This window comes from Achromobacter sp. GQ309 (genome assembly GCF_059759315.1).
On sequence record NZ_JCAXDP010000007.1, the window covers coordinates 286,032 to 312,461 of the forward strand.

Consider the following 26,430-nt stretch of genomic DNA (forward strand, 5'->3'; position numbering starts at 1 on the left):
AAAAAATGTGAAAATCCGTTTCATGCCCTTAACCCGCCGTTACCGTAGCGCGCTGACTCTGTGCCGTGTGGCGCTGCTATGCCTGGCTTGCGGGTGGAGTGGCAGTTCGGCGCTGGAAATCAACACCGACAGGCTGCAAAGCCTGTCGTCCAGCCGCTATGGCGCCAAGGGCGCAAAGTCCGTATCGAACTGGCTGCAACTGTTGCGCAGCCCGGCCCCCGCAACCGACCGCGACCGTCTCACCGTCGCCAACGATTTCTGGAACCGCGCCCTGCTCTCCGGCGAGGATTCCATCATCTGGAAGCAAGCCGATTACTGGGCAACGCCCCTGGAGTCGCTGGGCAAAGGCGCCGGCGATTGCGAAGACTATGTCATCGGCAAGTATTTCACCCTGCTCTCGATGGGCGTACCGGCCAACAAGCTGCGCTTCATCTACGTGCGCGCCCGCATCGGCGGCGCGGCCAGCAGCAGCCAGGTGGCCCACATGGTGCTGGGCTATTACGAAACCCCCAATGCCGTCCCGCTGGTGCTGGACAGCCTGATCTCAACCATCCTGCCGGCCACGCAGCGGCGCGACCTGACGCCGGTTTTCAGTTTCAACGCCGACGGCGTCTACGTGGACGGCAAGGCGGCCGCGCCCGTCGACCGCCTTAGCCGCTGGCGCGACCTACTTCAACGCATGGAACGGGAAGGCATCCGCCCCTGATGTCCGGAAACAAGACTATGTCCATACTTCGTCAGCTACTGCTCAGTGTGACCCTCGCCATCAGCGTGATTTTGCTGGGGACGCTGGCGCTCAGCGTCAATTCGGCGCGCGAGTACCTGTCGGGCCAGCTTCAGGTGCAAAGCACCGACGCGGCCGTCTCCCTGGCCCTGTCCCTGTCGCAACCGGCGAACAACGATCCGGTCGTGCAGGAACTGCTGGTCTCGGCGCTTTACGACGGCGGGCACTTCTCGCTGGTGCGCCTGACGGATCCCGACGGCAAGGTCCTGATCGAACGCAAGTCGACCGCCACCGCCGCCTCCGTGCCGGCGTGGTTTCAGGCGCTGGCGCCGCTGGACAGCCAGGCGGCCAGCCACGCGGTCAGCGACGGCTGGCGGCAGATCGGCGAAGTCACCCTGATCGCCAACGACGCCTACGCCTGGGAGGCCTTGTGGCGCAGCAGCCTGAAGATGATCGCGCTGGTCGTGGGTGCGGGCATCCTGTGGGCCATGTTCGCCTTCGTGCTGGTCGGGTGGATCAAGAACCGTCTGCTGCGCGAGATCAGCGACCACGTCCGCGGCATCGGCCGCGACGCGCCGGGCGAACAGGTCGAGGCGCGCGTGCCGGAGTTGTCCGGCGTAGTGCAGGCGCTGAACCAGACGCGCGAACGCATCCATGCCAGCGTCGAAGAACAGAACGCAAAGATCGAGTCGCTGGAACTGGAGCTGAACCAGGACCCGGTGACCGGCCTGCCCAACCGCAAATACTTCGTCAACGAGTTCCGCCGTGCGCTGGAAATCCGGCCCGCGGCCGGCACGTCGCGGATCGACGGCGGGCACGTGCTGGTGTTCCGCCAGCGCGATCTGGCCGACCTGAACCGCCACATGCCGCGCGAATTCATCGACCAGTGGCTGCGCACCGCGTGCGAACGCATCCAGGGCACGCTCAAGCGCATGCACGTCGCCGCCCCCATGCTGGCGCGGCTGAATGGGTCGGACTTTGCACTGCTGCTGCCCGGCTGCGCGGCGCCGCAGGCCATGATGGTGGCCGAGCAGGTGCGCGCGGATCTGCATGCCTCGCGCATTCCGGTTGGTGAGGGCCATCTTTGCCGGTGGGCGCAGGCCATGACCGATTACGGCCACGGCAGCCAGGCCGGCGCCGTGCTGGCCCGCCTTGACTTTGGCTTGATGCGCGCCGAAAGCGCCGGCAACGACCAGGTCGTGATCGCGGGCGCCACCGACATGCAGTCGCCGTCGGAAGCGGGCGAACGCGCCTGGAAGGACGCTATTCAGACGGCGTTGGAGAACCGGCAGTTCGAACTGTCCACCGAACCCTTGCTGGCGCTGGATGGGCGCACCGTGCGCACCGAAGCCATGCTGATGCTGCGCACCGCGCCCGACCAGGAACCGATCCCCGCCACGCTCTTCATCCCGCCGGCCGTGCGGTTGGACCTGGTGGCGGAATGCGATCTGGAATCCGTGCGGCTCGGCCTGGAATGGCTGGCTAGCCATTCGGGCGAACTTGCGGTGCGCGTGGCGCTGCCCTCTTTGCGCGGCCAGAAGTTCCTGCGCCAGCTTGCACTGCTGCTGACCGAAAACCGTCCGCTGGCGCGCCGTCTGTACGTGGAAATCGACGCGCACGGGCTGGTGGAATGCCACGAGCAGATCACCGCCTTTGCGCGGGTCGCAGCGGAATTTGGCGCACACATCGGCGTGCGACGCCTGGCGCAGCAATTTGGCGCGGTGGCGCAACTGCACACGCTGCCGTTGTCCTACGTGAAATTGGGCGGGGGGTTCGTGGGCGGAATGTCGCAAAGCCCGGGTAGCCAGCAGTTGACGGCGTCGGTGCTGGAAACGGCCCGCTCACTGGGAATTGCGGTTTACGCGGAAGACGTGCCGGACGCGGAGACGCAGCGCATTCTGCATGGCCTGGGCATCGAGATCATGCGCGGCCAGGGCGTCAAGGCCGCGAGCGGCGTGTAAGTCGAAGGGATATCGCAACGGCCTGCGATTGGGGCAACGAGACACGCCCCACCGCAGGGCACGGACCATGGAAAACGGCCCGCGCAGGCATTGCCGCGCGGGCCGCGTCGTCAGCGTAACGCCTTGCCGCCTTAACGCGCGGCCTGGCCCTTGGACTGTTCGTAAAGCGGCATCACTTTCTGCGAAGCCGATTGCAGATCACTGATGCGCGAGGCGGCCGACGGATGGGTCGACAAGATCTCGGGCGGGGCACTGCCTTGGCTGGCCACGCCCATCTTCTGCCACAGCGTCACGGCAGCACGCGGGTCGTAGCCCGCCCTGGCCGCCAGTTCCACGCCCATCCGGTCCGCTTCGGTCTCGTGCGTACGGCTGTTGGGCAAGGTGAACATCACGCTGGTCAACTCACCGCCCAGGTCCGACGCGGCCTTGGATCCTGTGGCAATGGACAACACCTGCAAGCCCAGATTGGTCGCCATCTGCTGGGACACGCGCTCGCGCGCATGTTCACGCAGCGCGTGGGCGATTTCGTGGCCCAGCACCGCGGCCAGCTCATCGTCGGTCGGCTTGATCTGCGAGATGAGGCCGGTGTAGACGGCGATCTTGCCCCCCGGCATGCACCAGGCGTTGACCTCGTCGCTGGACAGCACGTGGACTTCCCATTTCCAGTTGGCCGCATCGGGACGGAACACGCCGGCCTGCGCGATCAAGCGCTGCGAGATCTCGCGCACGCGCGCCACTTGCTTGGCGTCGCGATCCAGCAGGCCCTTGGACTTGGCCTCCTGCAGGATGTCGGCGTACTGCTGGTTTGCTTCCTGTTCCAGCGCCTGCGCCGGCACCATGGTGGACATGTATTGCTTGCGGTCTACGCCCACGGCGCCTGACTGCGTGGTGTTCATGCTGGTACAGCCGGCCAGCACGGCCAGCGACAGCACGGCCCCGGCATTGCGCAGAAAATGACGCTTCTGTTTCATGTCGGCCTCCAAGCCAATTCAACTACGGAAAAACGTATCAGACGGGCGCCGAGCCGCACTGACCGCGATGGCGCAGCGCGTGGTCGATCAGCACGAGCGCCAGCATGGCCTCGGCGATGGGCGTCGCGCGGATGCCCACGCACGGGTCGTGGCGGCCCAATGTTTGCACCATCACCGGCTCGTTGGCGCGGTTGACCGAGCGGCGCTCGACGCGGATGCTCGACGTGGGTTTGATCGCGAGCGACACGGTGATGGGCTGGCCGGTCGAAATGCCGCCCAGCACGCCGCCGGCGTGGTTGCTCAGGAAGCCGTCCGGCGTGATCTCGTCGCCATGTTCCGAGCCGCGCTGTGTGATGCAGTCGAAACCCGCGCCAATGGAAACGCCCTTGACCGCGTTCAGGCCCATCATGACGTGGGCGATGTCGGCGTCCAGGCGGTCGTAGATGGGTTCGCCCCAGCCTGCCGGCAGGTTCTCTGCCACGACTTCGATGCGCGCGCCGATGGAATCGCCGTCCCGGCGCAACTGGTCCATATAGGCTTCCAGTTCGGGGACGACCTCGGCGTTGGGGGCATAGAAGGGATTGTTGGGCACTTCGTCCCACGAAACGAACGGGATGGCGACAGGCCCCAGCTGGCTCATGTAGCCGCGCACCTTGACGCCGTATTGCTCGGCCAGCCACTTTTTGGCGATGGCGCCGGCCGCCACGGTGGGCGCCGTCAGCCGGGCCGAGGAACGTCCGCCGCCGCGCGGGTCGCGCACGCCAAATTTGCGCCAGTAGGCGAAGTCGGCGTGGCCCGGACGGAAGGTGTCCTCGATGTTGGAGTAGTCCTTGCTGCGCGCGTCGGTATTGCGGATCAGCAGTCCGATGGGCGTGCCGGTAGTGACCCCGTTATAGACGCCGGACAGGATCTCGACCTGGTCGGCTTCCTGGCGCTGCGTCACGTGGCGCGAGGTGCCCGGGCGGCGGCGATCCAGTTCGTACTGGATATCGGATGCGTCCAGGGCCAGTCCCGGAGGACAGCCGTCCACGACGCAACCGATGGCCGGCCCGTGGGATTCGCCGAAATTCGTGACGGTAAAAAGAGTACCTAGGGTATTGCCGGGCATAAGGAGTCAACAGGTCGGGTTTGCAAGCAACCCCGATTATGACACCGCCGCGGCCAAAGCCTGGATTTCGGCGGCGGGCGCCGGCCGCCCCAGCAGAAAGCCCTGCATCACGCGGCATCCCAACGACTTCAGGATTTCGCGCTGCCCTTCGGTTTCGACGCCTTCGGCCACGACCGGCAGGTGCATGGCTTGGCACAAGCCGAACAGCGCAGAAACCACCTCGCGGCTGCCGGCGTCCGATTCCAGGGCGGAAATGAAGCTGCGGTCGATCTTGACCCAGTCGATGGGCAGATGGCGCAGATGGTTCAGGCTGGAATAGCCGCAACCAAAGTCATCCAGCGCTACCCCGATGCCCATGTCGCGCAGCGTGTTCAGGATCTTCACGTGCCGCTCGTAGTGCAGGATGAAGATGGATTCGGTGATCTCCAGCACCAGCTTGCGCGGCGACAGCCGGGCGGCCGCCAGCACGTCCGATACAAGCTGGACCAGCCCGTCTTCGTTCATCTGCTTGACCGACAGGTTCACGTGGACGCGCCACGCCGACGGCCAGAGCGCCGCCTGCGTGCAGGCGCGCTCCAGGATCCAGGCGCCCAGCGGCACGATCAGTCCGCTGCGCTCGGCCAATTCGATTGTCACGGCGGGCGACACGCTGCCCAGCACGGGGTGATGCCAGCGCAGCAGCGCCTCGCACCCCTGCACCACGCCGGTCGCGCTGTCGCAGACCGGCTGGTAATAGAGTTCAAACTGCTCCATGGCCGGTGTCGTCAGCGCCAGCCTCAGGTCATTTTCCAGGCCCTGCTGATCCCGTTGCCGCGCCAGCAGCCGGAAGTCGAAGAGATTCCAGCCCTCGCCGCCCCGATCCTTGAGGGGCACCATCGCCACCTGCACGCAGCGTTGCAACTCCTCGACACTGCGGCCGTGGGCGGGATACAGCGCCGCGCCAATCCGGAAGACGGCAATCAGGGGACGGGCGCCCAGTTCATAAGGCGCGCTCAGGTCGGCCAGCAGCTTGGCGGACACCTGGGCAGCCCCCTCCTCGTCCACGCCGGGGACACAGACCGTGAACGAATCGGCCCCGGAGCGCGCGGCCATCCCACCGAGCGCGCGTGCGACCAGGCTGATGCGATCGGCCACCTGCACCAGCAATGCCTGGTCTTCGCCGGCGCGCAGCATGGCGCTGATCTGCGCGTAGTGTTCGAAACTGACGAGAAAAAAGGCGCCGCGGCGCGTCGTACCCTGGGGTTGGCCCAGCCAGGTACGCACGCGACGATGCAACTCCTGTTGGCTGAGGAGGCCGGTCAGTTCATCCCGCGTCAGGCGGCGGCGCAGCGCGCGGTCCCGGCGGAAGAACAGCAGACTGATCGCTGCAAGTGCGCCCGCGAGCGTCAGGCACAGTGCGAGCAGGTAACTCTCACGCACGGAGCCCCCCTATCCAAACGCCCCCGGCGTTGCGGCCCGATCACGGGCCCGGAGGCTGTAACATATTTTAAATTATGCATTGTTTTCGCAAAAAAACGCCACATTTCGGAGGCAACGCGCCTCCTTCTCCTGACTTTCTTCGGATCCTATGTTGCTCGCAGCGGTCATGGCGGGGTCCCGGATTGGCGATCTCTGGCCGGTCCTTTCGCCACGCCTCGACCCATCTACGACACCGCAACCCGAAAAATTAATACGCAGTGTCTCAATAGTTCTCAAAGGGCCAATTCTCACGAGCGAAATAATTGCACACCTTGTCGGATACGACCGAGCATTTCGTAATATTCTGTGCGTTCTGTGACAGGTCCCAGTACCGTGACACCGCTGCTGGCTGTTGTTTCGTAACGTGTGTCACGTTTGATATCCAGGTTTTTATCCCGTACAGGCCCAGGAAGGGATTCTCCGATACATGCCCACACTACGCCGGCTGCTTTTATGCTCCGCCCTTCTGGTCGGCTTTATCCTGCTGGGCGCCCAGGCCCTCGGGATGCTGGCGGCGCACCGCTATCTGAATACGCAGCTCGCCCAGCAAAGCGAATCGGGCGCCAATGCACTCGCGTGGGCCTTGTCGCACAGTTCCGGCAGCCATAGCGAGCAGGTCGCCCTTGCCGATGAATTGTTCGGGCAGGGCCTGTATTCGCTGGTCAATATCACGAACGAAGGGAACGCGCTGCGTGTGGAGCGCCGGTCGGGACCGGCTGCCGCAGGCCGGGAGCGCGATTGGCGCGCCGGCTGGCTGAACATGGAAGCACCGGCCATTTCCCGGCCGTTCGTCATTCCTGGCGGACAAGGCAAAGGCACCCTCACCGTGCAGGCCGATGCTCGTCTGGCTCGCGACACGCTGTGGCAAGGCGGCATCCGCGTTCTGGGTCTGGTGCTGGCCGCGGCCGCGTTCTGGGCGCTGTTCGCCACCAATCTCGTGCGCTGGATCGAAGCCCGCACGTCGCGCGACATCTGCGAACGCGTGCGCGCGCTGGCGCCCGGCGCCGATGCGCCACTGAGCGGTTCGTGCGAAGTGCCCGGTGTGGACCAGGCGCTGGTCGATGCGCAGCGCCGTGTCGCCGCCACGGTCGAGGAGCAGAATGCGCGCATCGAATCGCTGCAAAGCGAAATCTACCGGGATCCCATCTCGCGCCTGTCGAACCGCAAGCATTTTGTCGACCAGTTCCGGCTTGCGCTGGCAGATAAATCCGACGAGGCCGGCGGCCATCTGCTGATGTTCCGCCAACGCGACCTCGCACAGATCAATCGGCACCTGTCGCGGGCCTTCACCGACCAGTGGCTGCGCTCATCGTCGGACCGCCTGCGCAAGCTGGTGCAGGAATTCGGCGGTCCGGGCACGCTGATCGCCCGGATCAGCGGATCGGATTTTGCCCTGCTGCTGCCGCGCACTTCGGCGCCGCAGGCCAGCGTGCTGGCCGAACGCGTGCGGCGCGAGCTGCGGTCGCTGCGCGTGCCGATGGACAAATACGGATGGTGCCGGTGGGCGCTGGCCATGGCAGCCTTCGCGCCGGGCGACAACATGAGCGACATCCTCGCGCGTCTGGATCATGCGCTGATGTGCGCCGAAAGCGCGGACGACGACCAGATCACGCCGGCAAGCCAGGCCGCCGACAGCACCCGCATCGGTGAATACAGTTGGCACGACGCGCTGGTTACCGCGCTGGAGCAGCACCGGTTCTCACTGACGGCACAGCCGTTGCATGACCTGTCGGGCGCCCTGCTGCACCACGAGGCCTGCCTGACGCTGCACGATGCCTCCGGCACCGATCCCGTGCCGGCTTCGATCTTCATGCCGCCAGCCGTGCGCCTGGGCCTGTCCGCCGAATGCGATATCCAGGCGATCCGTCTGGGTCTCGATTGGCTGTTCACTCATGACGGCGCACTTACGGTGCCGGTATCGCTTGCCACGCTTGCCCAAGGATCCTTCTTCGCGCGTCTTGAACGCATGCTCGACGACCGGCCCACGCTGTCGGCGCGGCTGATCCTGGAAGTCGACGCCGCGGGACTCGTCGAACAAGGCGCCGATGTGCGCCAGCTCTGCGACATCGTCATGGGCGCCGGCGGACGGGTCGGGGTAGCGCGGCTGTCGCAGCAATTCGGCGCCATGGAGCACCTGCATGAATTTCCCGTCTCGTACGTGACGCTGAGCGGCAGTTTCATCGGCGGTCTCCTGCAAAGTCCCGGCAGCCAGCACCTGGCCGCCACCGTAGTCGCGACCGCGATGACGCTCGGCATGTCGGTCTATGCGGCTGACGTGCCGGACACGGCGACGCAGCTCGTGCTGGAAGGGATCGGCGTCCGCGCGATAAGCGGAGCTGTCGTAAACTCCGCCCACGCGCAAGACCTCGCGCATGATCACCAATGGGTTCCTAGTTGACGGAAGGATTGTTTCTTCGCACCCGCTGGCGTTTTCGCCACCTTCGCGCAAGCCAGCCCGGCTTCTTCCGGACAACCATCTGGTCGGGAGTCGGTCTGCTGCTGTGCGCCTGCTTCTGGCCGGCCTACGCGCTCGCTTATGGGTTGAATGCCGACGGGGGACATGCCGGCTACGAGAACCTGCACTCAGGCTTGACCGCCGGCGTCGCCATCGCCTGCGCGATAGTGTGCGGCGTGGCCTGGGCGCACACGCGCAACGCGCTGTATGCAGCAGGCATGGCCTTCGCGCTGGTCGAAGGGTTGTTCCGTTCGCTGCCCGATCTGATGCCGCCGGGCGCGCTGCAAGCTGCCTCTTATGCCGCCCTGCTCGCCCTGACCGCGCCCCTGCTGCAGGGATCGCGCATTGCAACCGGACTGGGCGTTGCGTGCCGGTGGATCAGCATTGCGCTGTCCGGCGTGGCGGCGCTGGCGCTGATCTTCGTATATGAAACGGAATCGGGAATGCTTCCTGCGGCCATTGCCGGCGTGTGCGCTGCGCTGAGCGTGCCGTTGGCGCTGTGGTTCCTGGCCAGCGCGGTGCGGCAGCGGTCTGGCCGCCCGGCCAACCTTGCGCTGATGCTCGCGTTTGGCGCATCAGCCTGGATTCTCGGACACGACGCGTGGCACGCAAGCGGCGCAGACGCCACGGATGCGAGCTTCGAAATGCTGCGGCTGATGCTGGTGTCGGGCACGCTGGTCTGGCTGGCGCTGGATGCCTCCAACAGTGCCGCGCCCGCGCGCAACAATGGCGCCGGCTCGGACGCCGAACACCTGGCGCAAGGCGAACTGCGGCTGGCCGAACTGGCCGGTGCGCTGGACACGCAACGGCAGATGAACGCGCTGATCTCGCACGAGCTGCGAGCGCCCTTGGCCACCATCAGCGCCGCGGCGCAATCGCTGGACATGATCCTGTCGGACAGTGGCGAAACCGTGGACACGCGGCTCGCGCGCATTCATCGGTCGGTTGCGCGGATGACCGAGCTGATGGATCAGTTGCTGAATCAGGATCGCCTGGAGGAACATGCCTGGAGTCCGCGCGGCGAACAGACAGACATGGCCGACCTGGTGCGCGACGTGGTGAACGCCATGCGCCCGGATACTGCGCATGCCCTGGTGCTCGAAGCGCAAGCGCCGCAGCCGGTGTTCTGCGATCGCCCGCTCACCAGCGTCGTCGTGCGCAACCTGATTCACAACGCCATCAAGTATTCGCCGGCCAACGAACCGGTGCGAATCGAGACGGGTCATACACGGGTCGGCGACACGGCCATGACCTGGGCAGCCGTCGTGGACCGCGGCCCGGGGATTGGAGAAGAGGAACAAGCCCGGATCTTCGAGCCACGCTTTCGGCGGTCCGCGCATCGCGAAACCCAGGGCATGGGGATCGGGCTGTATCTGGCCCGGCGCATCTGCCAGAGCCAGGGCGGTTCGCTGACGATGCAAAGCAAGGTGGGCGTGGGCACGCGCTTTGTCATCACCCTGCCCGCCAACGGGCAGTCGGCTTAAGCGCTGCACGGGCCTTGGCGTCAGCCGCAGCCGCGGCCGGGTCAGGCCGCGAACACGTAGCCCTGACCGCGCACCGACAACACCGGCAGTTTGAGTCCGGCGCTCTGCGCCTTGGCGCGCAGACGGCTCACCAGCACGTCGATACGCCGCAACTCAAATCCGCCCGGGCTGTCGGGCAGGAAGAGCTCAGCCAGCGCCTGCCGGCTGACGGCACTGCCCGCGGCATCCATCAGGGCTACCAGGAACGTCCGTTCCTGCGCGCTCAGGTGCAGCGAGGCGCCGTCGGGCGCCACCAGGATCCAGCCGCCGTCCTGCAGCGACCAGTTCGTATCCGCCGACGCGCGCGTCTCGGCGTCAGCCGGGCGTGGCGCCTTGGCCAACCGCATGCGGCGCGCCAGGCTGCGAATGACGGAGCTGAGTTCCAGCAAATCCACCGGCTTGGTCATGTAGACGTCGGCGCCGCCCTCCAGGCCGCGGACGCGGTCTTCCAGGGCGCTGCGGCCCGTCAGCATGACGATGCCCACCGGGCTCAGGGCACGCAGGCGCGTCGCAACGGAAAAGCCGTCTTCGCCGGGAAGATGGGCGTCGAGAATGACGATGTCGCACGGCTGCTCTTGCAGGCGGCGGTAGAACGCCACTGCATTGTCACAAGCGAACGCCACGCGAAAACCGTAGCCGCCCAAGCCCAACGCCAGTTCCTCGCGGAAATCGGCGTCGTCCTCGAGCAGTCCTATACATAGCAAACCATCTGCACCAGGCATATTCAGAGTGCTTTACATTGAAATTGTCGACAAATAACCCTGGAGCGCCCACGCGATCAAAAATGCCCCGGAGCCGGCAATCTTACGACTTTTACAATGGAAACGAATGATTGCAGCGAAAAAAATGGCGATATTTCACATTTTTACCGAGATTTTTTTGTTAATCCCGGGAATGTCGCAGGATTAATGCCGTGGACGTTATCGCAAAATTATCTTCATGACGAGCAACTCACTTCGATTCCACCAGCCCAATCCGGGGGCAGGCCGGCATAGCGTTCAAAACCATCCTGGGCGACGAAGGGGCTTCGCAGCAGTTTCATGAGCGTTTCAATTTCGCTGGCGTCGCCGGCTTTGGCCGCACGAATCGCCTGTTCTGCCAGGTGATTACGCAGCACGTACAAGGGATTCACGCCGTTCATGGCGGCCGCCGTATCCGCCGCAGGCCGCCCGTCCTGCGCATGCCGGGCCAGCAGCTTGTCGAGCCAGGCGCCAGCTGCGGGACGGTCGATAAACAAATCCTCAAAGGCGCTGCGCTGTCCCTGCGTGGCGTCGGCCAGCCGGCGCCAGGACAACGTGAAGTCCGCCTGATTGGCGTCCATCAGTTTAAGCAGATCGTCCAGCAACGCCTCATCGTCAGGACGCCACGCCGCCAAACCCATCTTGGCGGCCATCTTGTCATGGAACGCGCGCGTGAAAATGGCTTCGTATTCATCCAGCACGGCGCGCAATGCGTCAGCGTCCTGCACCAGCAGGTGCAGACTGCCGCCTAGCCGATACAGGTTCCAAAGCCCCACGGACGGCTGCCGATTCCAGGAGTATCGACCTTCGGCATCCGAATGGTTGCAGATATGACCCAGCCGGAATCCGTCCATGAAACCATAAGGGCCGTAATCCAGCGTCAGCCCCAGGATCGACATATTGTCGGTATTCATCACGCCGTGGCAAAACCCGACAGCCTGCCAGTCCGCCATCAGCAACGCCGTGCGCCGCGTGACTTCACGCAGCAGATTCACGTACGGGGCCGTCTCGGACGCCGAATCGCCAGTCGGCACGTCGCGGCACTCGGGGTAATAGCGGTCGATCACATAATCGGCCAGCGTTTTCAGCATGTCGGGCTGACGCCGTGACGACCAATGTTCAAACGAGCCGAACCTGACGAAACTGGGCGACATCCGGGTCACGATCGCGGCGGTCTCGACGGTTTCGCGCATGACCGGATCATCGGAAACGACCAGCGCCAGGGCGCGCGTGGTGGGCACGCCCAACCCGAACATCGCCTCGCTGGCCAGGTACTCCCGAACGGAAGACCGCAGCACGGCCCGCCCGTCGCCCATCCGCGAGTACGGCGTCATGCCCGAGCCCTTGAGCTGCAGTTCCCAGGCGCCCTCGGGCCCTTGAACCTCGCCCAGCAGATGCGCCCGACCGTCGCCAAGCTGCCCTGCCCACACGCCAAACTGGTGGCCGCTATAGACGGCGGCCAGCGTATCGCCGCCCGGCAATGGCTGCCCGCCGGAAAACACCTGCAGGAATTCGGGGGTGGTCAGGACCGACGGATCCAGGCCGATCAGGGCGGCCGCCTGTTCGTTGGCGTGCAGCAGACGAGGATTGTTCAGCCCGCGCGGCGCCAGCCGGGTGTAGAAAGCCTCGGGCAGGGCCGCAAAGGAGTTGACGGCTTGCAGTTCGGACAGGGACTGGGCATTCATGCGCGTTGACTCCGGGCAGCGCGCTTGGCGGGCCGCACATAAAAGATGGCGCTGAGGAAAAAGGTGGTGGACAAGATGATCTCGCCCCACGCCATCAAGACGGACAGCGGCGCCGGATCCGACATGGCGCGCACCACGCCTTCCATCAGATACAGCAGCGACAGCATGGCCGCCCACTGGTAGGTGTAGAGATTGCCTCGCACGATGCCCCGCAGCGGAAACGCCAGCGGCAAGGCTTTCAGCAGCATCCAGGAACCGCCCGGCCGCACCGGCGCTACCACGGTTTCCCAGGCGACGCACAGCACGATCAGGGCAAACAATGAAACCGAGGCGACGAGGCGCAAGCGGGGGTTGAGTTCGGGATTCATGCTGCTATTATCGCCTGATGAATCGCCCCGCCGAGCCCGCCGCCGCTACGCCGGCGGTCAAAGAACGACCAACCTCGCGCATTTCCCGGGTCGCGAGGACCGGACGCGTATTTCGTTTCGTCCTCCAACGCGCCAACGAAGAAAAGCTGCTGCAGGTTGCCTCCAGCCTCACCTTCACCACCGTTCTGGCAATCGTCCCCATGCTCGCGGTGGTGCTGTCGCTGTTCACGGCCTTTCCCGTGTTCCAGGAATTCCGGGTCGCCCTCGAAGACTTCCTCACCACCAGCCTGATGCCGCCGTCCGTGTCGGACAACATCATGGACTACCTGAACCAGTTCGCGCACCAGGCGTCGCGCCTGACCGCCATTGGCGGCGCGTTCCTGCTGGTCACATCGCTGCTGCTGATCATGACGATCGATCAGGCCTTCAACGACATCTGGCGCGTCTCGCGCCAGCGTCCCCTGCCGCAGCGGGCGCTGGTGTACTGGGCCATCATCACGCTCGGACCCGTCCTCGCGGGCGCCAGCTTGTGGGCGACCTCGTTCGTGGCCCGCGAATCGCTGGGTCTCATCAAGGACGTCCCTGAAGTCATCAGTGTCGTCGTCTCGTTCATCCCGCTGGTGCTGACCGGCCTGGGCTTTGCCGCGCTCTTTGTCGTCGTACCCAACCGCGATGTGCTGTGGCGCGACGCGCTGATCGGGGGCTGTGTCACGGCCATCGTGCTGGAAATCATGAAGTCGGCGTTCGCCTTCTACCTGACCCGGTTTCCCACCTACACGGTCATCTACGGCGCCTTCGCCACGCTGCCAATCTTCCTGCTGTGGATCTACCTGTCCTGGCTGGCCGTGCTGCTGGGCGCAACGCTTGCTTCCAGCGCGCCGCTGATCCGGCTGGGACGCTGGCACATCAACCGCTACCCGGGCGCCTCGTTCGTCGACGCGCTGGATGCGCTGCGCGCACTGCGCCGCGCGCAGCTCTCGACGCCCGGCGGCGTGGCCGCCAACACGCTGGCCTCGGAGCTGCGGCTGCATCAGGATGAACTCAATGAAGTCCTGGAAACGCTGAGCAAGATGGGACTGGCCACCCGCAGTCCCGAAGACAACTGGATGCTGACGTGCGACGCGCGCGAGACCTCGCTGGCGCCCGTCGTGGATCGCTTCCTGCTGGACCGAAGCCAATCCCGCGTCCGCAATGACCCCGACATCCTGCGCATCGCATCGTCCGTAAATTCGCCGCAAACCACGCCAACGCTGGAAGAACTCTGCGGAGAAGCGCAAAATACCGGAAATGGAGTCGCCCCAGTGTTGCAACTGGAAGCGAACAAGAAATAGCAAAGCATAGGGCGCAGTCCGCCCCAGGAGATACCGATGTTGAAGGTCAGTGAGATTTTGCGCGTCAAGGGCGATACGCTCTATACGGCGTCGCCCGACATGCCCGTGGCCCAGGCCGTGCAAACCATGAGCGAACAAGACATAGGCTCGCTGGTCATCATGGAATTCGGCACCCTGACCGGCATGCTCACGTTCCGCGAAATCATCCGCCACATGCACGCGCACGGCGGCGCAGGCGATACGACCATCCGTTCCATCATGGACGACGCGCCGGTCAGCGTTTCGCCCAACACCAGCGCCGACGAAGTCCAGCGCCTGATGCTCGAAAAGCACGCCCGCTACATCCCCGTCATGGACGGCCCCACCCTGATGGGCGTCATTTCGTTCTACGACATGGCGCAGGCCATCGTCGCGGCGCAGCAGTTCGAAAACAACATGCTGAAGGCCTACATTCGCGACTGGCCTGCCGAAAGCGCGGAGCCCGCCCAGTCCTGAGCCCGCCGGCGCCCTTGCGGCGCCGGCTGCGTATTCACATCCCGGCGGACGCGGCCTCGCGCGTCGCGTCGCGCGCACCCGGCGCATGCCGCTGGCTGCGCCACGCGTCGTAGATCAGTTCCGGGTTGTTCGCGGTCAAGAGGGCCGGATCCGACAACATCCGGCGCCACCGGCGCGCCCCTGACTGGCCATTCACCAGCCCCAGCATCGGACGCGTCATCACCCGCAACGGCACGCCCTTGGCAACCTGACGCGCGGCGTATTCCGTCATCGCGTCCACGACCTGCGCATCGCTGGGCAGCCGCACCGACGGCCACAACTGCATTGACACTTCAGACAGCACGCGCGGCGTATGCCACGCGGCGCGACCCAGCATCACCCCATCAAAGGCTCCGGCCGCCTGCACGGACTGCCCGGCATCGGCCAGACCGCCATTGAGCACGAACGTGCAATCCGGAAAATCGCGCTTCAATTGCGCAACTACGTCGTAGCGCAGCGGGGGGATCTCGCGGTTGTCCTTGGGCGACAGGCCCTTGAGCACGGCATTGCGCGCATGCGCGATGAACACGCGGCAACCGGTGTCATAGACCTTGCCCACGAAATCGCGCACGAACTCATAGGATTCGTCGTAGTCCAGTCCCAGGCGATGCTTGACCGTGACAGGAATGTCCACGGCGTCCTGCATGGCCTTCATGCAGTCGGCCACCAGGGCCGGCTCGGCCATCAGGCAGGCGCCAAAGGCGCCCTTCTGGACCCGTTCGGACGGGCAGCCGCAATTCAGGTTGATTTCGTCATAGCCCCATTGCTTGCCAAGCTTGGCGGCGTGCGCCAATGCGTCGGGCTCGCTGCCGCCCAATTGCAAGGCGACGGGATGCTCGGCCTCGTCAAAGTCCAGGTGGCGGGCCACGTTGCCGTGCAGCAGCGCACCGGTGGTGATCATTTCGGTGTACAGACGGGCGCGCGGCGCCAGCAGACGGTGAAAGTACCGGCAGTGGCGGTCAGTGACGTCGATCATCGGGGCGACGCAAAGCCGCCAGTCGGGGGAGTCCAAGAATCACTCTACAAAACAAGGGGATGCGGTATTTTACGGTGCTTGGCGACATTGTGCCCGCCGGGATCGGCGCCCCACGTGGAACCGCTGCCCGAGGCCGCCCGCCATGTGGTCTAAAATTGCGGCGCCGCGACCCTGCACGCCCGTGCGCGCGTCCGTTCAACCCTCATACCGAAGATCCATGGCCGTATTCACCCCCGTATCCGATGACGACGCGCGCGCCCTGCTGGCGCATTTCGATCTGGGCGAGTTCGTCTCGCTTCGAGGCATTACGGCGGGTATCGAGAACACCAACTATTTTCTGTACACGACGCGGGGCGAATATGTCCTGACGCTGTTCGAGGTGCTGACGCAGGCGCAGCTGCCCTTCTACATTGAGCTGATGTATCACCTGGCCGAACGCGGCATCCCGGTGCCGCAGCCGCAGACGCTGCGCGACGGCACCCGCTTGACCACGCTGCACGGCAAGCCGTGCGCCATCGTGTCGCGCCTGCCCGGCGGGTACGAGCCGGCCCCCGGCCCCGCCCACTGCGCGCTCGCCGGCGCCACCCTCGCCCGCGCCCACGTCGCGGCGCAGGACTTTCCGATCCACCAGCCCAACCTGCGCGGGCTGTCGTGGTGGCTCGAAACCGCGCCCAAGGTCCTGCCCTTTCTCAGCCCCGCCCAGGCCGAACTGCTGACGTCCGAACTGGCCGCCCAGCAGGCCGCCATCCAGACTCCCGCATGGCAGGCCTTGCAGTCCGGCCCCGCCCACTGCGACCTGTTCCGGGACAACGTCCTTTTTGCCGGCACCTTCGAGGATCCGCTCATGGGCGGCATCATCGACTTCTATTTCGCGGGCTGCGACACCTGGCTGTTCGACGTGGCCGTCAGCGTCAACGACTGGTGCATCGAGCGCGACACCGGCGAATTCATCCCCGAGCTGGTGCAATCCTGGCTGGCTGCCTACGCGGCGGTGCGCCCCTTCACGGACGCCGAGCGCGAAGTCTGGCCCCAGATGCTGCGAGCGGCAGCCCTGCGTTTCTGGCTGTCCCGGTTGTATGACTTCTTCCTGCCCCGCCCGGCGCAGACGCTCAAGCCGCACGACCCACGCCACTTCGAAAGAGTGTTGCAAGCGCGCCACCGCTCGGAACTGCCCGTCTTGCCGTAACCGCTACGCCCCCCATAATGGGAACAGCATCCCCTATTTGAGAGACCTCCCCTCTAGAGAGCCATGCAAGCAGCATTTCTACCCGCGACGTCCGGCTGGCTTTGGGTCCGCGACGGATTCCGTCTGTTCCGCAAACAACCCCTGGCCATGTTCACCTGGGCCATGGCGATCAGCCTGCTCGTCGTCTTTGCATCGGCAACGCCGCCGGTCGGCCCGATGCTGGTCGTGGCCCTGATGCCCATCATCACCCTGATGACGCTGTCCGCGTGCAAGCACGTCGAGGCCGACCGCGTCATGCTGCCGTCCATGTGGGGCAAGCCGCTCAAGCAGCCCGGCGTGTTCCGCAAGCTGTTCCTGATGGGTCTGCTGTATGCCGGCCTTTGCCTGGTGACAGGCCTGGCCATCTTCCTGCCCTTTTCCGATTCGATGATGGAAGGCATGCGCATCGCCTCGGTCGAAAAGAGCATGGAGCCAATCCTGTCGGCCATGGCCATGCCGCTGATGCTGTTCGCAATTTGCTACGTGGTGATCGCGGCGCTGTTCTGGCACGCACCCGTGCTGGTGGCCTGGCACGGCCTGCGCCTGACGCAAGCCCTGTTCTTCTCCGGCATCGCGTGCTGGCGCAACAAGCTGCCGTTCATGGTGTATGGCGTTTGCTGGATCATGGTGTTCCTGTTCATCGACCTGTGCGCCGGATTGCTGGTTGCCGTCGGTTTATCGCCCCAATTTGCCGGCACGCTGCAGATTCCGTTCAACATCGCGGCGGGCGGCGTCCTGTACTGCAGCTTCTATCCGGCCTATACCTCCGTGTTCGGCATCAATAACCCCGGCACGCATCTCGACAACGGCAACGGCGCGCAGGCATAGCGTCACCCGCCACGGCGCAAGCGCCCGGCGCAATCCCACCACCCGGCCGTCCCGGCCGATAAACGCCACGTCGATGGCGTAACGCATGCCGAACGTATGCACCGCGGCGCAGGGAGTCAGTAGCACGCCTGCCCGCGGCCCCGGCGGGGCCCGCCCCAGCAACCCACGCATACGCCCACACCACCGCTTCACGGTCAGCAACCGCAAGCGCCCTTCGCATAATGGCGTGGGGCGGCTCATTGCACGCTCTGCAACAACTGAACCGCAATCGGAAACGCCAGCACGATGAACGTGCACGGAAAGATGCAGCCGATCAACGGCAGCAGCATCTTCACCGGCGCCTGCATCGCCAGTTGCTCGGCCCTCGTGTGGCGATCGCTGCGGCATTGCGCCGCTTGCGCGCGCAAGACCGGCCCCAGGCTGGCCCCAAGCGCCTCCGCCTGCGCCAGAGCCGCCGCCCAGTTTCGCGCCAGCGCGCTGTTGCTGCGCTCGGCCAATGTCTTGATCGCCACGGTTCTGGACACGCCCGCCCGCATTTCTGTCAGGGCATCCGTGAGCGCGTCGCGCAGCACACCCGGCGGACCGCTTTGTGCAGCCAATTGCAGCGCGCCCTGCACGCTCAAGCCCGCTTCGACGCACAGCGTCATCATGTCGAACACGAAGGGCAGATCCCGTTCGATGGCGCGGCATCGCTGCGCACCCAGCCCCTTCAACCACAACGCCGGCGCCATGCCGGCGGCCAGCGCACACGCCAGCGCCCAGGGCAGCAGCGCCGCGTCGCCCGGCGGCGCCAGCGCAAGCGCTCCGGCGGCGGCCATGCCGCCGGCAGCGATAGCCGCGCTAGCGCACAACGCCGCGATGTGCGCATACCCGACTTCCCGCGGCAACGCCGCCCGTTCTATTGCCTGGTCCAGCCGTAGCCGCCACCGCCACGAGCAGAGCCGACCCGCCAACGGCGCCACCGCGGCGATCCAGGGCCATGCGACGCGCCACCACCACGGCATGGCGCGCGCCGCATTCTGTTCCGCCTTCAACAACGGTCTCAACAGCACCCACGCAAGCCAGGCCGTCCCGGCCGCCGTCGCGGACATGCTCAGGTATAGCCACATCCCGCCCCCGCTCAGATATCAATCCGCATGATTCGCCGGATCAGCAGCACGCCGGCCGTCTCCAGCACCGCCACGATGGCCAGCACGCCCCACCCCATCGGCGTATGCCACAACAATCCCATGATTTCCGGCTCCAACCGGTCGAGCACCGCCAGCAGCAGCAAAGGCAATGCGCCCACGATCCATGCCTGCAGCCGCCCCTGGGACGTCAACGCCAGCAGCTTTGCCTGCAATTGAAGGCGGACACGCAATGTCTGCGCGATGCTTTCCAGGGCTTCCGCCAGATTGCCGCCGGTCTTTGCCGCGATGCGCATTGCCGCCACCACCAGCGAGGTCGAGTCAGCCGGCATCCTGACCTGCAGGTTGTCCAGCGCAACGTCCCACGGCACGCCCAGACGCTGTTCCCGTAGCATCAGACCGAACTCCTGAGCGAGCGGTGCGCTGCTCTGTTCCACGACATGGCGCAAACCGGTCGTCATGGCCACGCCGGCCCGCAACGCGGATGCCAGCATCAACAGCGCCATGGGCAATTGCGCTTCAAAGCGTCGCGCACGCCGTCGCCGCAAACCTTCTACAACCATTCGTGGCAGCCGCGCCGACGGGAGAGCGAACAAGACCGCCGCCAGCGCGCTGCCGGTGGCCGTGAACGCGGCGACCGCGGCCGCTACACCGCAGCCAACTGCGCCCACCCACAATTGGCGCGGGTCGATGAACAAAAACACTTCGCTCAAGCGCACGCTCGCGTCCTGGGTGTAGACCTCGCGGTAGCGCCGAAGCGCCGGCGCAAACCAGTTCTGCGCACGCCACGCCAGCAACCCGGCGCACACCATGGCGGCCGCTGCCGCAAGCCAGATCATGGCAAGCCCTGCGCAAAAGCGCCGAAGTCAGGCACCCGGCCCGCCGAGTCCGAAAACCATGCGGTATCCAGGCTTACGCCCTTGTCCCCCCATTCCTGCGCGAATCCAGGTAGCGCGCCGCATCCGCGAAACCCATGGGCTCGATCAAAGCCGAACAGGTCCTGCAACTGAATGCGGCCGCTTTCCATGCCTGCCACTTCAACGATCGCGGTGATGACCCGGCGTCCATCCGACAACCGCGCCTGCTGCACGACCACGTCCACACTGGCGGCAATGTGTTCGCGGACCGCCGACAGCGGCAGGTCCAGCCCCGCCATCAAAATCATGGATTCCAACCGGGCCAAGGCGTCCCGTGGAGAATTGGCGTGCAGTGTGGTCAGGGAGCCTTCATGGCCCGTATTCATGGCCGTCAGCATGTCGAACGCCTCGGCGCCCCGGCACTCGCCCACCACGATGCGGTCCGGCCGCATACGCAACGCGTTGCGCACGAGTTCCCGGATGTCGACTCGGCCCCTGCCTTCCTGGTTTGCCGGCCGCGCCTCCAGCGCGACCAGATGCGCATGGTGCAGCCGCAACTCCGCCGCGTCTTCAATCGTGACCACGCGCTCGCCGTCAGGAATCTCGTTCGACAGGATGTTCAGCAGCGTCGTCTTGCCGGAACCCGTACCGCCCGACACGACCAGGTTCTTGCGCATCCTGACGCATAGCGACAGAAATCGTGCCATCGGGTCGCTCAGCGCGCCCAGCGCAATCAGGTCTGGCATCTGCGGCCGCCGCTGCGGAAACTTCCGGATGGTCAGGCTGGCGCCCTTCATCGCCACGGGCGGAATGATGGCGTGCACCCGTGACCCATCGGGCAGCCGCGCATCCACCATCGGAGAACTTTCATCGATGCGGCGTCCCAATGGGGTCACGATGCGTTCGATCACCCAGCGCACCGATTGCTCGCTGGTGAACGCAGCCGGTTCGCGCCACAGGCGGCCCGCACGCTCGACGTAAATTTCGTCGTAGCGGTTGACCATGATTTCCGTGATATCCGGCGCAGCGAGCAACGGTTCCAGCGGCCCGAGCCCCACCGCTTCATCCAGCACCTCGCGGCAGAGCGCCGCCTTGTCAGCTTGCGACGGAAGTTCGGCGTCCGTGGCCACGATCTGCATCAAAAGACGCTCGGCCTCGGCGCGGAGCATGCCATCGCTCATCCCGGCCACATCGCGCCGGCGCAGGTCCAACGCGTTCAGCAGGGCCGCATGGAGGCGGCGGCGGTCGTGCAACCGATGAGCGGGGGCCGGCGAAGCCGCCGCCGGGACGCAAACAGCATCGTACGTTGGAGGTTGTCCGGATTGCGCGGCGCCCCGAGGCGCGGCATCCGGAGTGTCGACGCGATCGGCTGCCTGGGGCGCAAGCCTCGACACGCGTAGCCTGCAAGGCCCGATAAGGATCTCGTCGTGAGGCAGCACCGGCGCGTGCCGCACCACCCTGACGCCGTTGACCATCGTACCCGCCAGCGTACCCAGGTCTTCCAGGACGATGACGTCTGCTTCGCAAACCAGCCGGGCATGTTGCCGGCCGATCCTCCAGGTTGGAATCCGCAACGCGCAATCAGCGCCCCTTCCAATCAGCACCGGCGCGGGCAGCTTGAGCTGCTGCTGCGCGGCGTCCTCAAAGGTCAGTTCAATATTGAGCATCACGGCCCTTTCGCCAATGTCGAACCTGCACCCGCCGAACGCGTGACCCATTGCGAGCCGGCGCCCGCGTAGGGATCCCACCCAGCCGCATCGGAAGGCACCGCCGTTCCCAGTTGGGGAGGATCCGGAAACGTCGACTCAAGCATCTCGCGTCCGCGCCGAACGCGATCCGCCATGGCGGGCTCGCCCTGCGACACGATCTTTGGCGTCACGAAGATAGCCAGTTCGGTCTCGCGGCGCTGATAGCGGGTAGAGGAAAACAACGCGCCCAGGATCGGGATGTTCCGCAGACCCGGCAAGCCGCTGACGTCGGAGCCCTGCTCGCGCGAGAGAAAGCCGCCGATGACAAGCGTGTTGCCGGAACGCACATTGAACTCGGTGGACGCGCGGCGTGTCCGCAGCGCCGGGCCGCCCGGAAGGCTTAGCGAGGTGTCGACTGAACTGGCCTCCACTTCGATGAGCGACCGGATGACGCCGTTGCGGTCGATCCGAGGCGTGATGTTCAGCGACACGCCATAGGGTTTGAATAGCGTGGTGGGATTGCCTTGCGCATCGGTGGAAGCGTAAGGCACTTCCCCGCCTGCAAGAAAGGTCGCGCTCGCGCCGCTTCGGGCAAGAAGCTGCGGTTGCGCGAGCATGACCGCTTCTCCGGTTTGCGCCAGCGCGGCAATACGTGCCGACAGCAACGCGTTGACGCCGAAGTAACCCGCGGCCGACGAGACCGGTGCCGCCGTCTCGATGATCTGCTCGCCCGGCCGGGTCATGCGGCCACGAGATCCGCCATCCCACGCCAATCCTGCATTGACGCCCCCCTGCGTCAGGCCATCCCAGCGCACGCCAAACTCCTGCAGCCGCGACGTGGGAATTTCGACCACCTGCACGTCCAGCAGCACCATGCGGTCCCACCCGACCTGTCCCGTGAAATCCACGACCTCCGGATACCGGTCCGCCAGCGCCGCGATGCGCGAGCGGTCATCGTCGGACAGATCGTCGCCTTCGATCAAAATGCGGCCGCCCACGCTCGAGCTTCGCGCACCCGGAATGCGGGAGAGCAGGCTAAGAACCTCTTCGCGCAAGCGCGGCGTACCGGCGGCCACCACGCGCAGCTCGTAGGCCGCGATGCGATCGCGGCCTGCCCAGACATGCACGGACGACACGCCTTCCGCCCTTGCGAACACCACGATCTCGCGCCCTTCGGCAGCCACGGCGTTGACCACCTGGCTATTGCCGATGGCCACCCGCCTCACGCCAGGGTGCGGCAACACGCGGGTCTCGCCGACCTGCAGTTCCAATGTCTGGGTGTCAGACCATGCGGGGTGGCAAACCAGGCACAGCACGAAGACCAGGAAAGCTCTTATTGGCGTCATGGCCCCTCCGAGTCGATGCTTGCCCACGCGTCCAGGCGATCGCCATAAAGAATGGCAACGCCCGGCGCGGGCTTGGGTTCAGCGTCCAGTCCGATAAGCGAAGCCAGATCGCTTTGCGCGGCGGGGTTCACGGATGCTGCGTCATCGCGATGACGCAACATTGCAGTCAACACCCCAGCCTGCCGCGCGGCGATGAACCGCATGGCTTCATCGAGCGTCGCCGCCAAGGTGATGTTGCCAGCGCCGTCCTCGCCCCCGACGGTCAGGACGCGCATGCTCTGCAGCACCGGCACGGTGAGCTCGCGTTGGCGGTGATTGAAGGTCACATAGATGTCGATCGCGTCGCCGCCCTTCAGCATGTCCGCCAGCCCGCCGAGATCCGTGGCGGCAACCGTGAGAGCGCGCTGCCCCGCTCGGAGCCGCGCCGCCAGCGAGGGCTGCGGCGCTTCGAAGGTCATGAAACTTCTGAGCAGGGGTTCGCCATGCGCGACTTCAGCAAGAAGCGTGGCGCCGATCACGCTGCCGACCTCAAGGGGATCCACACTGGCCCCCGGCGCCCAGGGCTGCGGAATCTGGCGCACAGCAAGGTGCACCTCTTCGAGTAGCGTGCCGGCCGGCAGGTCATAAGCAGCCACCAAGCGACTGACCGACGGCGTGTGCGCCTCGGCCTCCAGCGCCTGGACGCGCTGCTGGACGTGTTCCCGCACGGCCCAGGCGGCCACCAGTCCTGCCAGCACGGCCAATCCGTATACGCCGGTACGGCGCAGCCGCGCGGCGCCGCGAATGATCCAGGGATTCATGGCGCCCACCCCAGTGCACGCAGCCCGCTGCCGCCGTCCAAAGGCACCAACCACAGCTTCATCCGCTCGCGTTCACGCGCCCACCATTGATCGGCGCCATCGCCCTGCTGAACCCATCCCGCCCGCCGCATTCCGGCATCGAGGAGTTCGGCCAGTTTTTGCGGCGGCACCGCGTACTGCCAGATGCGGTCGGAAACCTTGACGCCGGACTCCATCACGGCGACATCCGATTTGACGCGCGCGCCCTTCGGCAGCCACCCGGGCAACTGCGCGGTGGGAGCTGCACGAACACTGATCGCCGAAAGGCTGCCGACAGTACGGTCCATTCCAGCACTTTCCAATTGCGCAACCCAGCGGTCATTGCCGACGCGGCCGGACAAGACGAGTTGTCCGGGCAGCACGTGCAGATCTGCCAATGCAGGCTGCTGGGCAGCCAGCGTTTTGGCTACGGCCGACGGGCTTTGGGGCACATCGAGCACCCATACCTGCGCCGGCATCCCGTGCAGCCACATCCGGTCCGCCAGGCGCTCGCGCACAGCCCCCGCGGGCAATCGCAGGCCCTCAAGACTGAGGACGCCCGCTGACGCACTGGCGCGCTGAGGCAGCAACAATCCACCGCACAGGCCAACGCCGACAGCGAGCAAACCAACGCGGCGCCACATGCCCCACCGCTTGGGAAACGTTCGTGCCCGATTCATCTTCCGTCCTCCGCACGCTTGCCAAGCCGATCATTCGGCACCACGTCATGCCACGCCGAAAGCCAATCCAGCGATAACGCAGGCCGCCCCCATGGGACCTCGACCTTGCTGACTTGACGCTGCATGCGCTCGGCCTCGGCCAGCGACGTGCGGCCGGCCTGCAACCACCCTGCCGACGATGCGCCCACGCGTCGTTGCGCGTCGGCGTCGCCATGCGCATAGCCCGCTCCGCTTGCGATACTGATGTGACGCGAGATCGGCAATCCAAACATGGCGTTCCCCGGAAGCGGCAGCGAACGGGTCCGCACGGACAACAACTGCATTGCCCCGCCGAACCAGTCGTTCTGCAACGCCGCGGCGCCGGCCGCGGCGTTCCCCGGCCAACTCTGGGCCGCGTCAGTCAGGACCATTCCTGACGGCGCACGCAGCGTTGCCGCCGACTGCCCCAAGGCCACCGCCATGGCAGCCTGCCGGCTGGCTTGCGTGGTGCGCTGCGCCGAGAACTGCATGGCGCCGATATCGGAGACCGCCCAGAGCAGCACTGCCATCAGCGGCAACATCAGCAACGCCTCGACCACCGCCTGCCCGCGTTCGGTTGACCCGCGCCTCTTCATCGAAGCCTCCCGGCCTGCACGGCTTCCTGCTGCGTAAGCGCGGACAGGCGAGCCTGCCAATAGGGCCGAAAGAGCGTGGCCAGTTCCGACCTGCCGTCGGCGGGCCGTTCCGGCCGCGCAAAGTGCGTCTCGGCCGCCGTGCTGACCGTGACGGCGCCGGTCCGCCCCAATGCGGTGTAGCGAAACTGACCATTTGGCGCGGTGACGGCACTGTCGGCATCCGTGGTTTTAACGACGGAGGAATCCAGGCTGACCGCAATGGCAAACCGTAAGGGCTCAGCAAGACGCTTCGACGCGACTTCCCGATACGCCGGCAGTCCGCGCCCCGGCCAGCGCCGGGTCGACGCCATGGCGTAGGAGTTCGCCATCGGATTGGTGGCCCCGTCAAAGATGTTCCACGAGGTGGCGTGCTCGACCCACCGCCAGAAGTCCTCCTGCGAAAAGTCCGCGGGCGGATCCTCGACATATTCCACGTCGTCTGGGGCACGGCTTTTTTCGCCCTGCACGGTTCCCCATCCCATCGCGTACTCGCGAAAATAGCAGCCGATCCAGCGGTTCGAGCGCAGCGCGTGGTAGGACTGCGTGTCCAACGCGCCCCAATGGCCGTCCGGTCCCAGCCACGTCGAACCGCGCCGCCTGAGCTCGTGCCGATGCAAGGGACAACGTGAGCTGACGGCCCAAGGATTGCGACGTGTGTCGTTGCGGCGATCCAGGAACCCATAGCGAGCCACCGCGTCTTCCGTTGCAGGGCGCAAGCCGGCCTTGCGCGTCGCGGCGTGGCGCTCCGTGTAGCCAGGCCACCCGTCGGTCAGCAGTCTCAGATCAATTGGCGACGCAGCAGCGGACGCCCCGCCAGCGTTGATCTCACCGATCGCCGGATAGTTGGCAGCCAGCACCTCACGCATTGCACGATCCCGTGATGCCGTAAGGTCACCCACAATCTCTCGCGCCGCCATTTCCAGCACCTGATGCACGACGCGATCGTGTTGCGCGAAAGCAGAGGCGAGCCGGCCTTCGGCATTCGAAGGCCCCCGCGCGCCCTGATAGGCCGCCCCGGCGTCGGGTCCGAAAAGCATGGCGATCAGGCTGGCCGGCGGATTGCCTCGCTGGCGCTGCGATTGCATCGCATCGAGATAGTGCGCGGACGCCCCCAACGTCACCAGATGTGCCATGGCAACCTGATGCGCGATCTGACTGCGATTCACGTAGGCAATGGCATTGAGTGCGCGCGCCTGAACCAGCGCGCCGCTATAGGCGGCCGCGTCGGCCGCATGGGTGAGGCGGCTTCGAGCCTCGATGGTCTGGCCAAAGTTGTACAGGACCACCAGCGACGCCGCACCGACGGCCGCAATGACGATACCCAAGACCAGGGCTTGGCCGCGCTGTTGATCGGCGAACATGATGGGATGCGCC

General features: G+C 65.6%; 23 protein-coding genes and 1 pseudogene. 8 read left to right on the forward strand and 16 right to left on the reverse strand.

From position 1 onward, the window contains the following. Positions 1–22: 22 nt before the first annotated feature. Both AC6CIE_RS22470 and AC6CIE_RS22475 read left to right on the forward strand, forming a co-directional pair. On the forward strand, positions 23–706 hold the full coding sequence (locus tag AC6CIE_RS22470) for a transglutaminase-like cysteine peptidase (RefSeq protein ID WP_495601923.1): 684 nt from the start codon (positions 23–25) through the stop codon (positions 704–706). 17 nt (positions 707–723) lie between these two features. Beyond that, a complete protein-coding gene (locus tag AC6CIE_RS22475; RefSeq protein ID WP_498094080.1) occupies positions 724–2,685 on the forward strand; it encodes a bifunctional diguanylate cyclase/phosphodiesterase in 1,962 nt (653 codons plus the stop codon). A 131-nt stretch (positions 2,686–2,816) separates the two neighbouring features. Here AC6CIE_RS22475 and AC6CIE_RS22480 read toward each other — a convergent pair whose 3' ends face one another. From AC6CIE_RS22480 to AC6CIE_RS22490, 3 genes are read right to left on the reverse strand one after another with little or no spacing between them, the layout of a single operon-like run. Next, a complete protein-coding gene (locus AC6CIE_RS22480; protein WP_498094082.1) occupies positions 2,817–3,656 on the reverse strand; it encodes a M48 family metallopeptidase in 840 nt (279 codons plus the stop codon). A 37-nt stretch (positions 3,657–3,693) separates the two neighbouring features. Beyond that, positions 3,694–4,764 carry a chorismate synthase gene (aroC, locus tag AC6CIE_RS22485; protein ID WP_175184980.1) on the reverse strand — a complete coding sequence of 357 codons (1,071 nt, stop codon included), beginning with the start codon at positions 4,762–4,764 and terminating at the stop codon, positions 3,694–3,696. A gap of 36 nt (positions 4,765–4,800) precedes the next feature. Further along, positions 4,801–6,183: a putative bifunctional diguanylate cyclase/phosphodiesterase gene (locus tag AC6CIE_RS22490; RefSeq protein WP_175125007.1), complete on the reverse strand. Its 1,383-nt coding sequence runs from the start codon at positions 6,181–6,183 to the stop codon at positions 4,801–4,803. Between the two features lie 466 nt (positions 6,184–6,649). Here AC6CIE_RS22490 and AC6CIE_RS22495 point away from each other — a divergent pair, with 466 nt between their 5' ends. Both AC6CIE_RS22495 and AC6CIE_RS22500 read left to right on the forward strand, forming a co-directional pair. Then, complete coding sequence (locus tag AC6CIE_RS22495) at positions 6,650–8,620, forward strand: bifunctional diguanylate cyclase/phosphodiesterase (RefSeq protein WP_481146880.1); 1,971 nt, start codon at positions 6,650–6,652, stop codon at positions 8,618–8,620. Positions 8,621–8,628: 8 nt separating this feature from the next. Then, a complete protein-coding gene (locus AC6CIE_RS22500; protein ID WP_498094084.1) occupies positions 8,629–10,161 on the forward strand; it encodes a sensor histidine kinase in 1,533 nt (510 codons plus the stop codon). Between the two features lie 41 nt (positions 10,162–10,202). On the opposite strand, the gene AC6CIE_RS22505 is transcribed toward AC6CIE_RS22500, so the two are convergent. From AC6CIE_RS22505 to AC6CIE_RS22515, 3 genes are all read right to left on the reverse strand, one after another. Further along, positions 10,203–10,922, reverse strand: coding sequence for a response regulator transcription factor (locus AC6CIE_RS22505; protein ID WP_043518814.1), 720 nt, complete (start codon positions 10,920–10,922; stop codon positions 10,203–10,205). A 215-nt stretch (positions 10,923–11,137) separates the two neighbouring features. Beyond that, a complete protein-coding gene (locus AC6CIE_RS22510) occupies positions 11,138–12,625 on the reverse strand; it encodes a protein adenylyltransferase SelO (protein WP_498094086.1) in 1,488 nt (495 codons plus the stop codon). After that, positions 12,622–12,993 (reverse strand): DUF2069 domain-containing protein, encoded by a 372-nt coding sequence (locus AC6CIE_RS22515; RefSeq protein WP_056571311.1) that lies wholly within the window; start codon positions 12,991–12,993, stop codon positions 12,622–12,624. The genes AC6CIE_RS22510 and AC6CIE_RS22515 overlap by 4 nt, the downstream gene beginning before the upstream one ends. A gap of 17 nt (positions 12,994–13,010) precedes the next feature. On the opposite strand from AC6CIE_RS22515, the gene AC6CIE_RS22520 reads away from it, so the two are divergent. Both AC6CIE_RS22520 and AC6CIE_RS22525 read left to right on the forward strand, forming a co-directional pair. Continuing rightward, the gene (locus AC6CIE_RS22520) at positions 13,011–14,324 is read left to right on the forward strand and encodes a YihY family inner membrane protein (protein WP_175125011.1); all 1,314 of its coding nucleotides are present in this window, start codon (positions 13,011–13,013) and stop codon (positions 14,322–14,324) included. A 36-nt stretch (positions 14,325–14,360) separates the two neighbouring features. Continuing rightward, a complete protein-coding gene (locus AC6CIE_RS22525; RefSeq protein ID WP_056315762.1) occupies positions 14,361–14,819 on the forward strand; it encodes a CBS domain-containing protein in 459 nt (152 codons plus the stop codon). Positions 14,820–14,853: 34 nt separating this feature from the next. Here the strand turns inward: AC6CIE_RS22525 and dusA are convergent, their stop codons facing one another. Continuing rightward, complete coding sequence (gene dusA, locus AC6CIE_RS22530) at positions 14,854–15,834, reverse strand: tRNA dihydrouridine(20/20a) synthase DusA (protein WP_498094176.1); 981 nt, start codon at positions 15,832–15,834, stop codon at positions 14,854–14,856. A 217-nt stretch (positions 15,835–16,051) separates the two neighbouring features. Here dusA and AC6CIE_RS22535 point away from each other — a divergent pair, with 217 nt between their 5' ends. After that, positions 16,052–17,020: a homoserine kinase gene (locus AC6CIE_RS22535; RefSeq protein WP_175125013.1), complete on the forward strand. Its 969-nt coding sequence runs from the start codon at positions 16,052–16,054 to the stop codon at positions 17,018–17,020. A 63-nt stretch (positions 17,021–17,083) separates the two neighbouring features. Next, entirely contained in the window at positions 17,084–17,887 is an 804-nt protein-coding gene (locus tag AC6CIE_RS22540; RefSeq protein ID WP_224776787.1) for a BPSS1780 family membrane protein, read from the forward strand. A gap of 6 nt (positions 17,888–17,893) precedes the next feature. Here AC6CIE_RS22540 and AC6CIE_RS22545 read toward each other — a convergent pair. The 9 genes and pseudogenes from AC6CIE_RS22545 to AC6CIE_RS22585 all read right to left on the reverse strand — a co-directional run. Then, positions 17,894–18,127: pseudogene (locus tag AC6CIE_RS22545) on the reverse strand (DUF192 domain-containing protein); the annotation flags it as partial. Continuing rightward, positions 18,124–18,996, reverse strand: coding sequence for a type II secretion system F family protein (locus AC6CIE_RS22550; RefSeq protein ID WP_498094089.1), 873 nt, complete (start codon positions 18,994–18,996; stop codon positions 18,124–18,126). The gene AC6CIE_RS22550 and the pseudogene AC6CIE_RS22545, both read right to left, overlap by 4 nt. Positions 18,997–19,007: 11 nt before the next feature. After that, positions 19,008–19,853 (reverse strand): type II secretion system F family protein, encoded by an 846-nt coding sequence (locus tag AC6CIE_RS22555; protein WP_498094091.1) that lies wholly within the window; start codon positions 19,851–19,853, stop codon positions 19,008–19,010. Beyond that, positions 19,850–21,538: a TadA family conjugal transfer-associated ATPase gene (locus AC6CIE_RS22560; protein WP_498094178.1), complete on the reverse strand. Its 1,689-nt coding sequence runs from the start codon at positions 21,536–21,538 to the stop codon at positions 19,850–19,852. The genes AC6CIE_RS22555 and AC6CIE_RS22560 overlap by 4 nt, the downstream gene beginning before the upstream one ends. Then, positions 21,538–22,905, reverse strand: a complete 1,368-nt coding sequence (locus AC6CIE_RS22565; RefSeq protein ID WP_498094093.1) for a type II and III secretion system protein family protein — start codon at positions 22,903–22,905, stop codon at positions 21,538–21,540. The genes AC6CIE_RS22560 and AC6CIE_RS22565 overlap by 1 nt, the downstream gene beginning before the upstream one ends. Further along, positions 22,902–23,705 carry a Flp pilus assembly protein CpaB gene (cpaB, locus tag AC6CIE_RS22570; protein WP_498094095.1) on the reverse strand — a complete coding sequence of 268 codons (804 nt, stop codon included), beginning with the start codon at positions 23,703–23,705 and terminating at the stop codon, positions 22,902–22,904. The genes AC6CIE_RS22565 and cpaB overlap by 4 nt, the downstream gene beginning before the upstream one ends. Further along, a complete protein-coding gene (locus AC6CIE_RS22575; protein WP_279974585.1) occupies positions 23,702–24,403 on the reverse strand; it encodes a hypothetical protein in 702 nt (233 codons plus the stop codon). The genes cpaB and AC6CIE_RS22575 overlap by 4 nt, the downstream gene beginning before the upstream one ends. Continuing rightward, positions 24,400–25,017: a TadE/TadG family type IV pilus assembly protein gene (locus tag AC6CIE_RS22580; RefSeq protein WP_498094097.1), complete on the reverse strand. Its 618-nt coding sequence runs from the start codon at positions 25,015–25,017 to the stop codon at positions 24,400–24,402. The genes AC6CIE_RS22575 and AC6CIE_RS22580 overlap by 4 nt, the downstream gene beginning before the upstream one ends. Continuing rightward, a complete protein-coding gene (locus AC6CIE_RS22585) occupies positions 25,014–26,417 on the reverse strand; it encodes a pilus assembly protein TadG-related protein (RefSeq protein ID WP_498094099.1) in 1,404 nt (467 codons plus the stop codon). The genes AC6CIE_RS22580 and AC6CIE_RS22585 overlap by 4 nt, the downstream gene beginning before the upstream one ends. Between the last annotated feature and the right edge of the window lie 13 nt (positions 26,418–26,430).

Coding starts and splice junctions, on each gene's coding strand:
- AC6CIE_RS22470 (WP_495601923.1), top strand. CDS start 23: ATGCCCTTAACCCGCCGTTACCGTAGCGCGCTGACTCTGTGCCGTGTG.
- AC6CIE_RS22475 (WP_498094080.1), top strand. CDS start 724: ATGTCCATACTTCGTCAGCTACTGCTCAGTGTGACCCTCGCCATCAGC.
- AC6CIE_RS22480 (WP_498094082.1), bottom strand. CDS start 3,656: ATGAAACAGAAGCGTCATTTTCTGCGCAATGCCGGGGCCGTGCTGTCG.
- aroC (WP_175184980.1), bottom strand. CDS start 4,764: ATGCCCGGCAATACCCTAGGTACTCTTTTTACCGTCACGAATTTCGGC.
- AC6CIE_RS22495 (WP_481146880.1), top strand. CDS start 6,650: ATGCCCACACTACGCCGGCTGCTTTTATGCTCCGCCCTTCTGGTCGGC.
- AC6CIE_RS22505 (WP_043518814.1), bottom strand. CDS start 10,922: ATGCCTGGTGCAGATGGTTTGCTATGTATAGGACTGCTCGAGGACGAC.
- AC6CIE_RS22510 (WP_498094086.1), bottom strand. CDS start 12,625: ATGAATGCCCAGTCCCTGTCCGAACTGCAAGCCGTCAACTCCTTTGCG.
- AC6CIE_RS22515 (WP_056571311.1), bottom strand. CDS start 12,993: ATGAATCCCGAACTCAACCCCCGCTTGCGCCTCGTCGCCTCGGTTTCA.
- AC6CIE_RS22520 (WP_175125011.1), top strand. CDS start 13,011: ATGAATCGCCCCGCCGAGCCCGCCGCCGCTACGCCGGCGGTCAAAGAA.
- AC6CIE_RS22525 (WP_056315762.1), top strand. CDS start 14,361: ATGTTGAAGGTCAGTGAGATTTTGCGCGTCAAGGGCGATACGCTCTAT.
- dusA (WP_498094176.1), bottom strand. CDS start 15,834: ATGATCGACGTCACTGACCGCCACTGCCGGTACTTTCACCGTCTGCTG.
- AC6CIE_RS22535 (WP_175125013.1), top strand. CDS start 16,052: ATGGCCGTATTCACCCCCGTATCCGATGACGACGCGCGCGCCCTGCTG.
- AC6CIE_RS22540 (WP_224776787.1), top strand. CDS start 17,084: ATGCAAGCAGCATTTCTACCCGCGACGTCCGGCTGGCTTTGGGTCCGC.
- AC6CIE_RS22550 (WP_498094089.1), bottom strand. CDS start 18,996: ATGTGGCTATACCTGAGCATGTCCGCGACGGCGGCCGGGACGGCCTGG.
- AC6CIE_RS22555 (WP_498094091.1), bottom strand. CDS start 19,853: ATGATCTGGCTTGCGGCAGCGGCCGCCATGGTGTGCGCCGGGTTGCTG.
- AC6CIE_RS22560 (WP_498094178.1), bottom strand. CDS start 21,538: ATGCTCAATATTGAACTGACCTTTGAGGACGCCGCGCAGCAGCAGCTC.
- AC6CIE_RS22565 (WP_498094093.1), bottom strand. CDS start 22,905: ATGACGCCAATAAGAGCTTTCCTGGTCTTCGTGCTGTGCCTGGTTTGC.
- cpaB (WP_498094095.1), bottom strand. CDS start 23,705: ATGAATCCCTGGATCATTCGCGGCGCCGCGCGGCTGCGCCGTACCGGC.
- AC6CIE_RS22575 (WP_279974585.1), bottom strand. CDS start 24,403: ATGAATCGGGCACGAACGTTTCCCAAGCGGTGGGGCATGTGGCGCCGC.
- AC6CIE_RS22580 (WP_498094097.1), bottom strand. CDS start 25,017: ATGAAGAGGCGCGGGTCAACCGAACGCGGGCAGGCGGTGGTCGAGGCG.
- AC6CIE_RS22585 (WP_498094099.1), bottom strand. CDS start 26,417: ATGTTCGCCGATCAACAGCGCGGCCAAGCCCTGGTCTTGGGTATCGTC.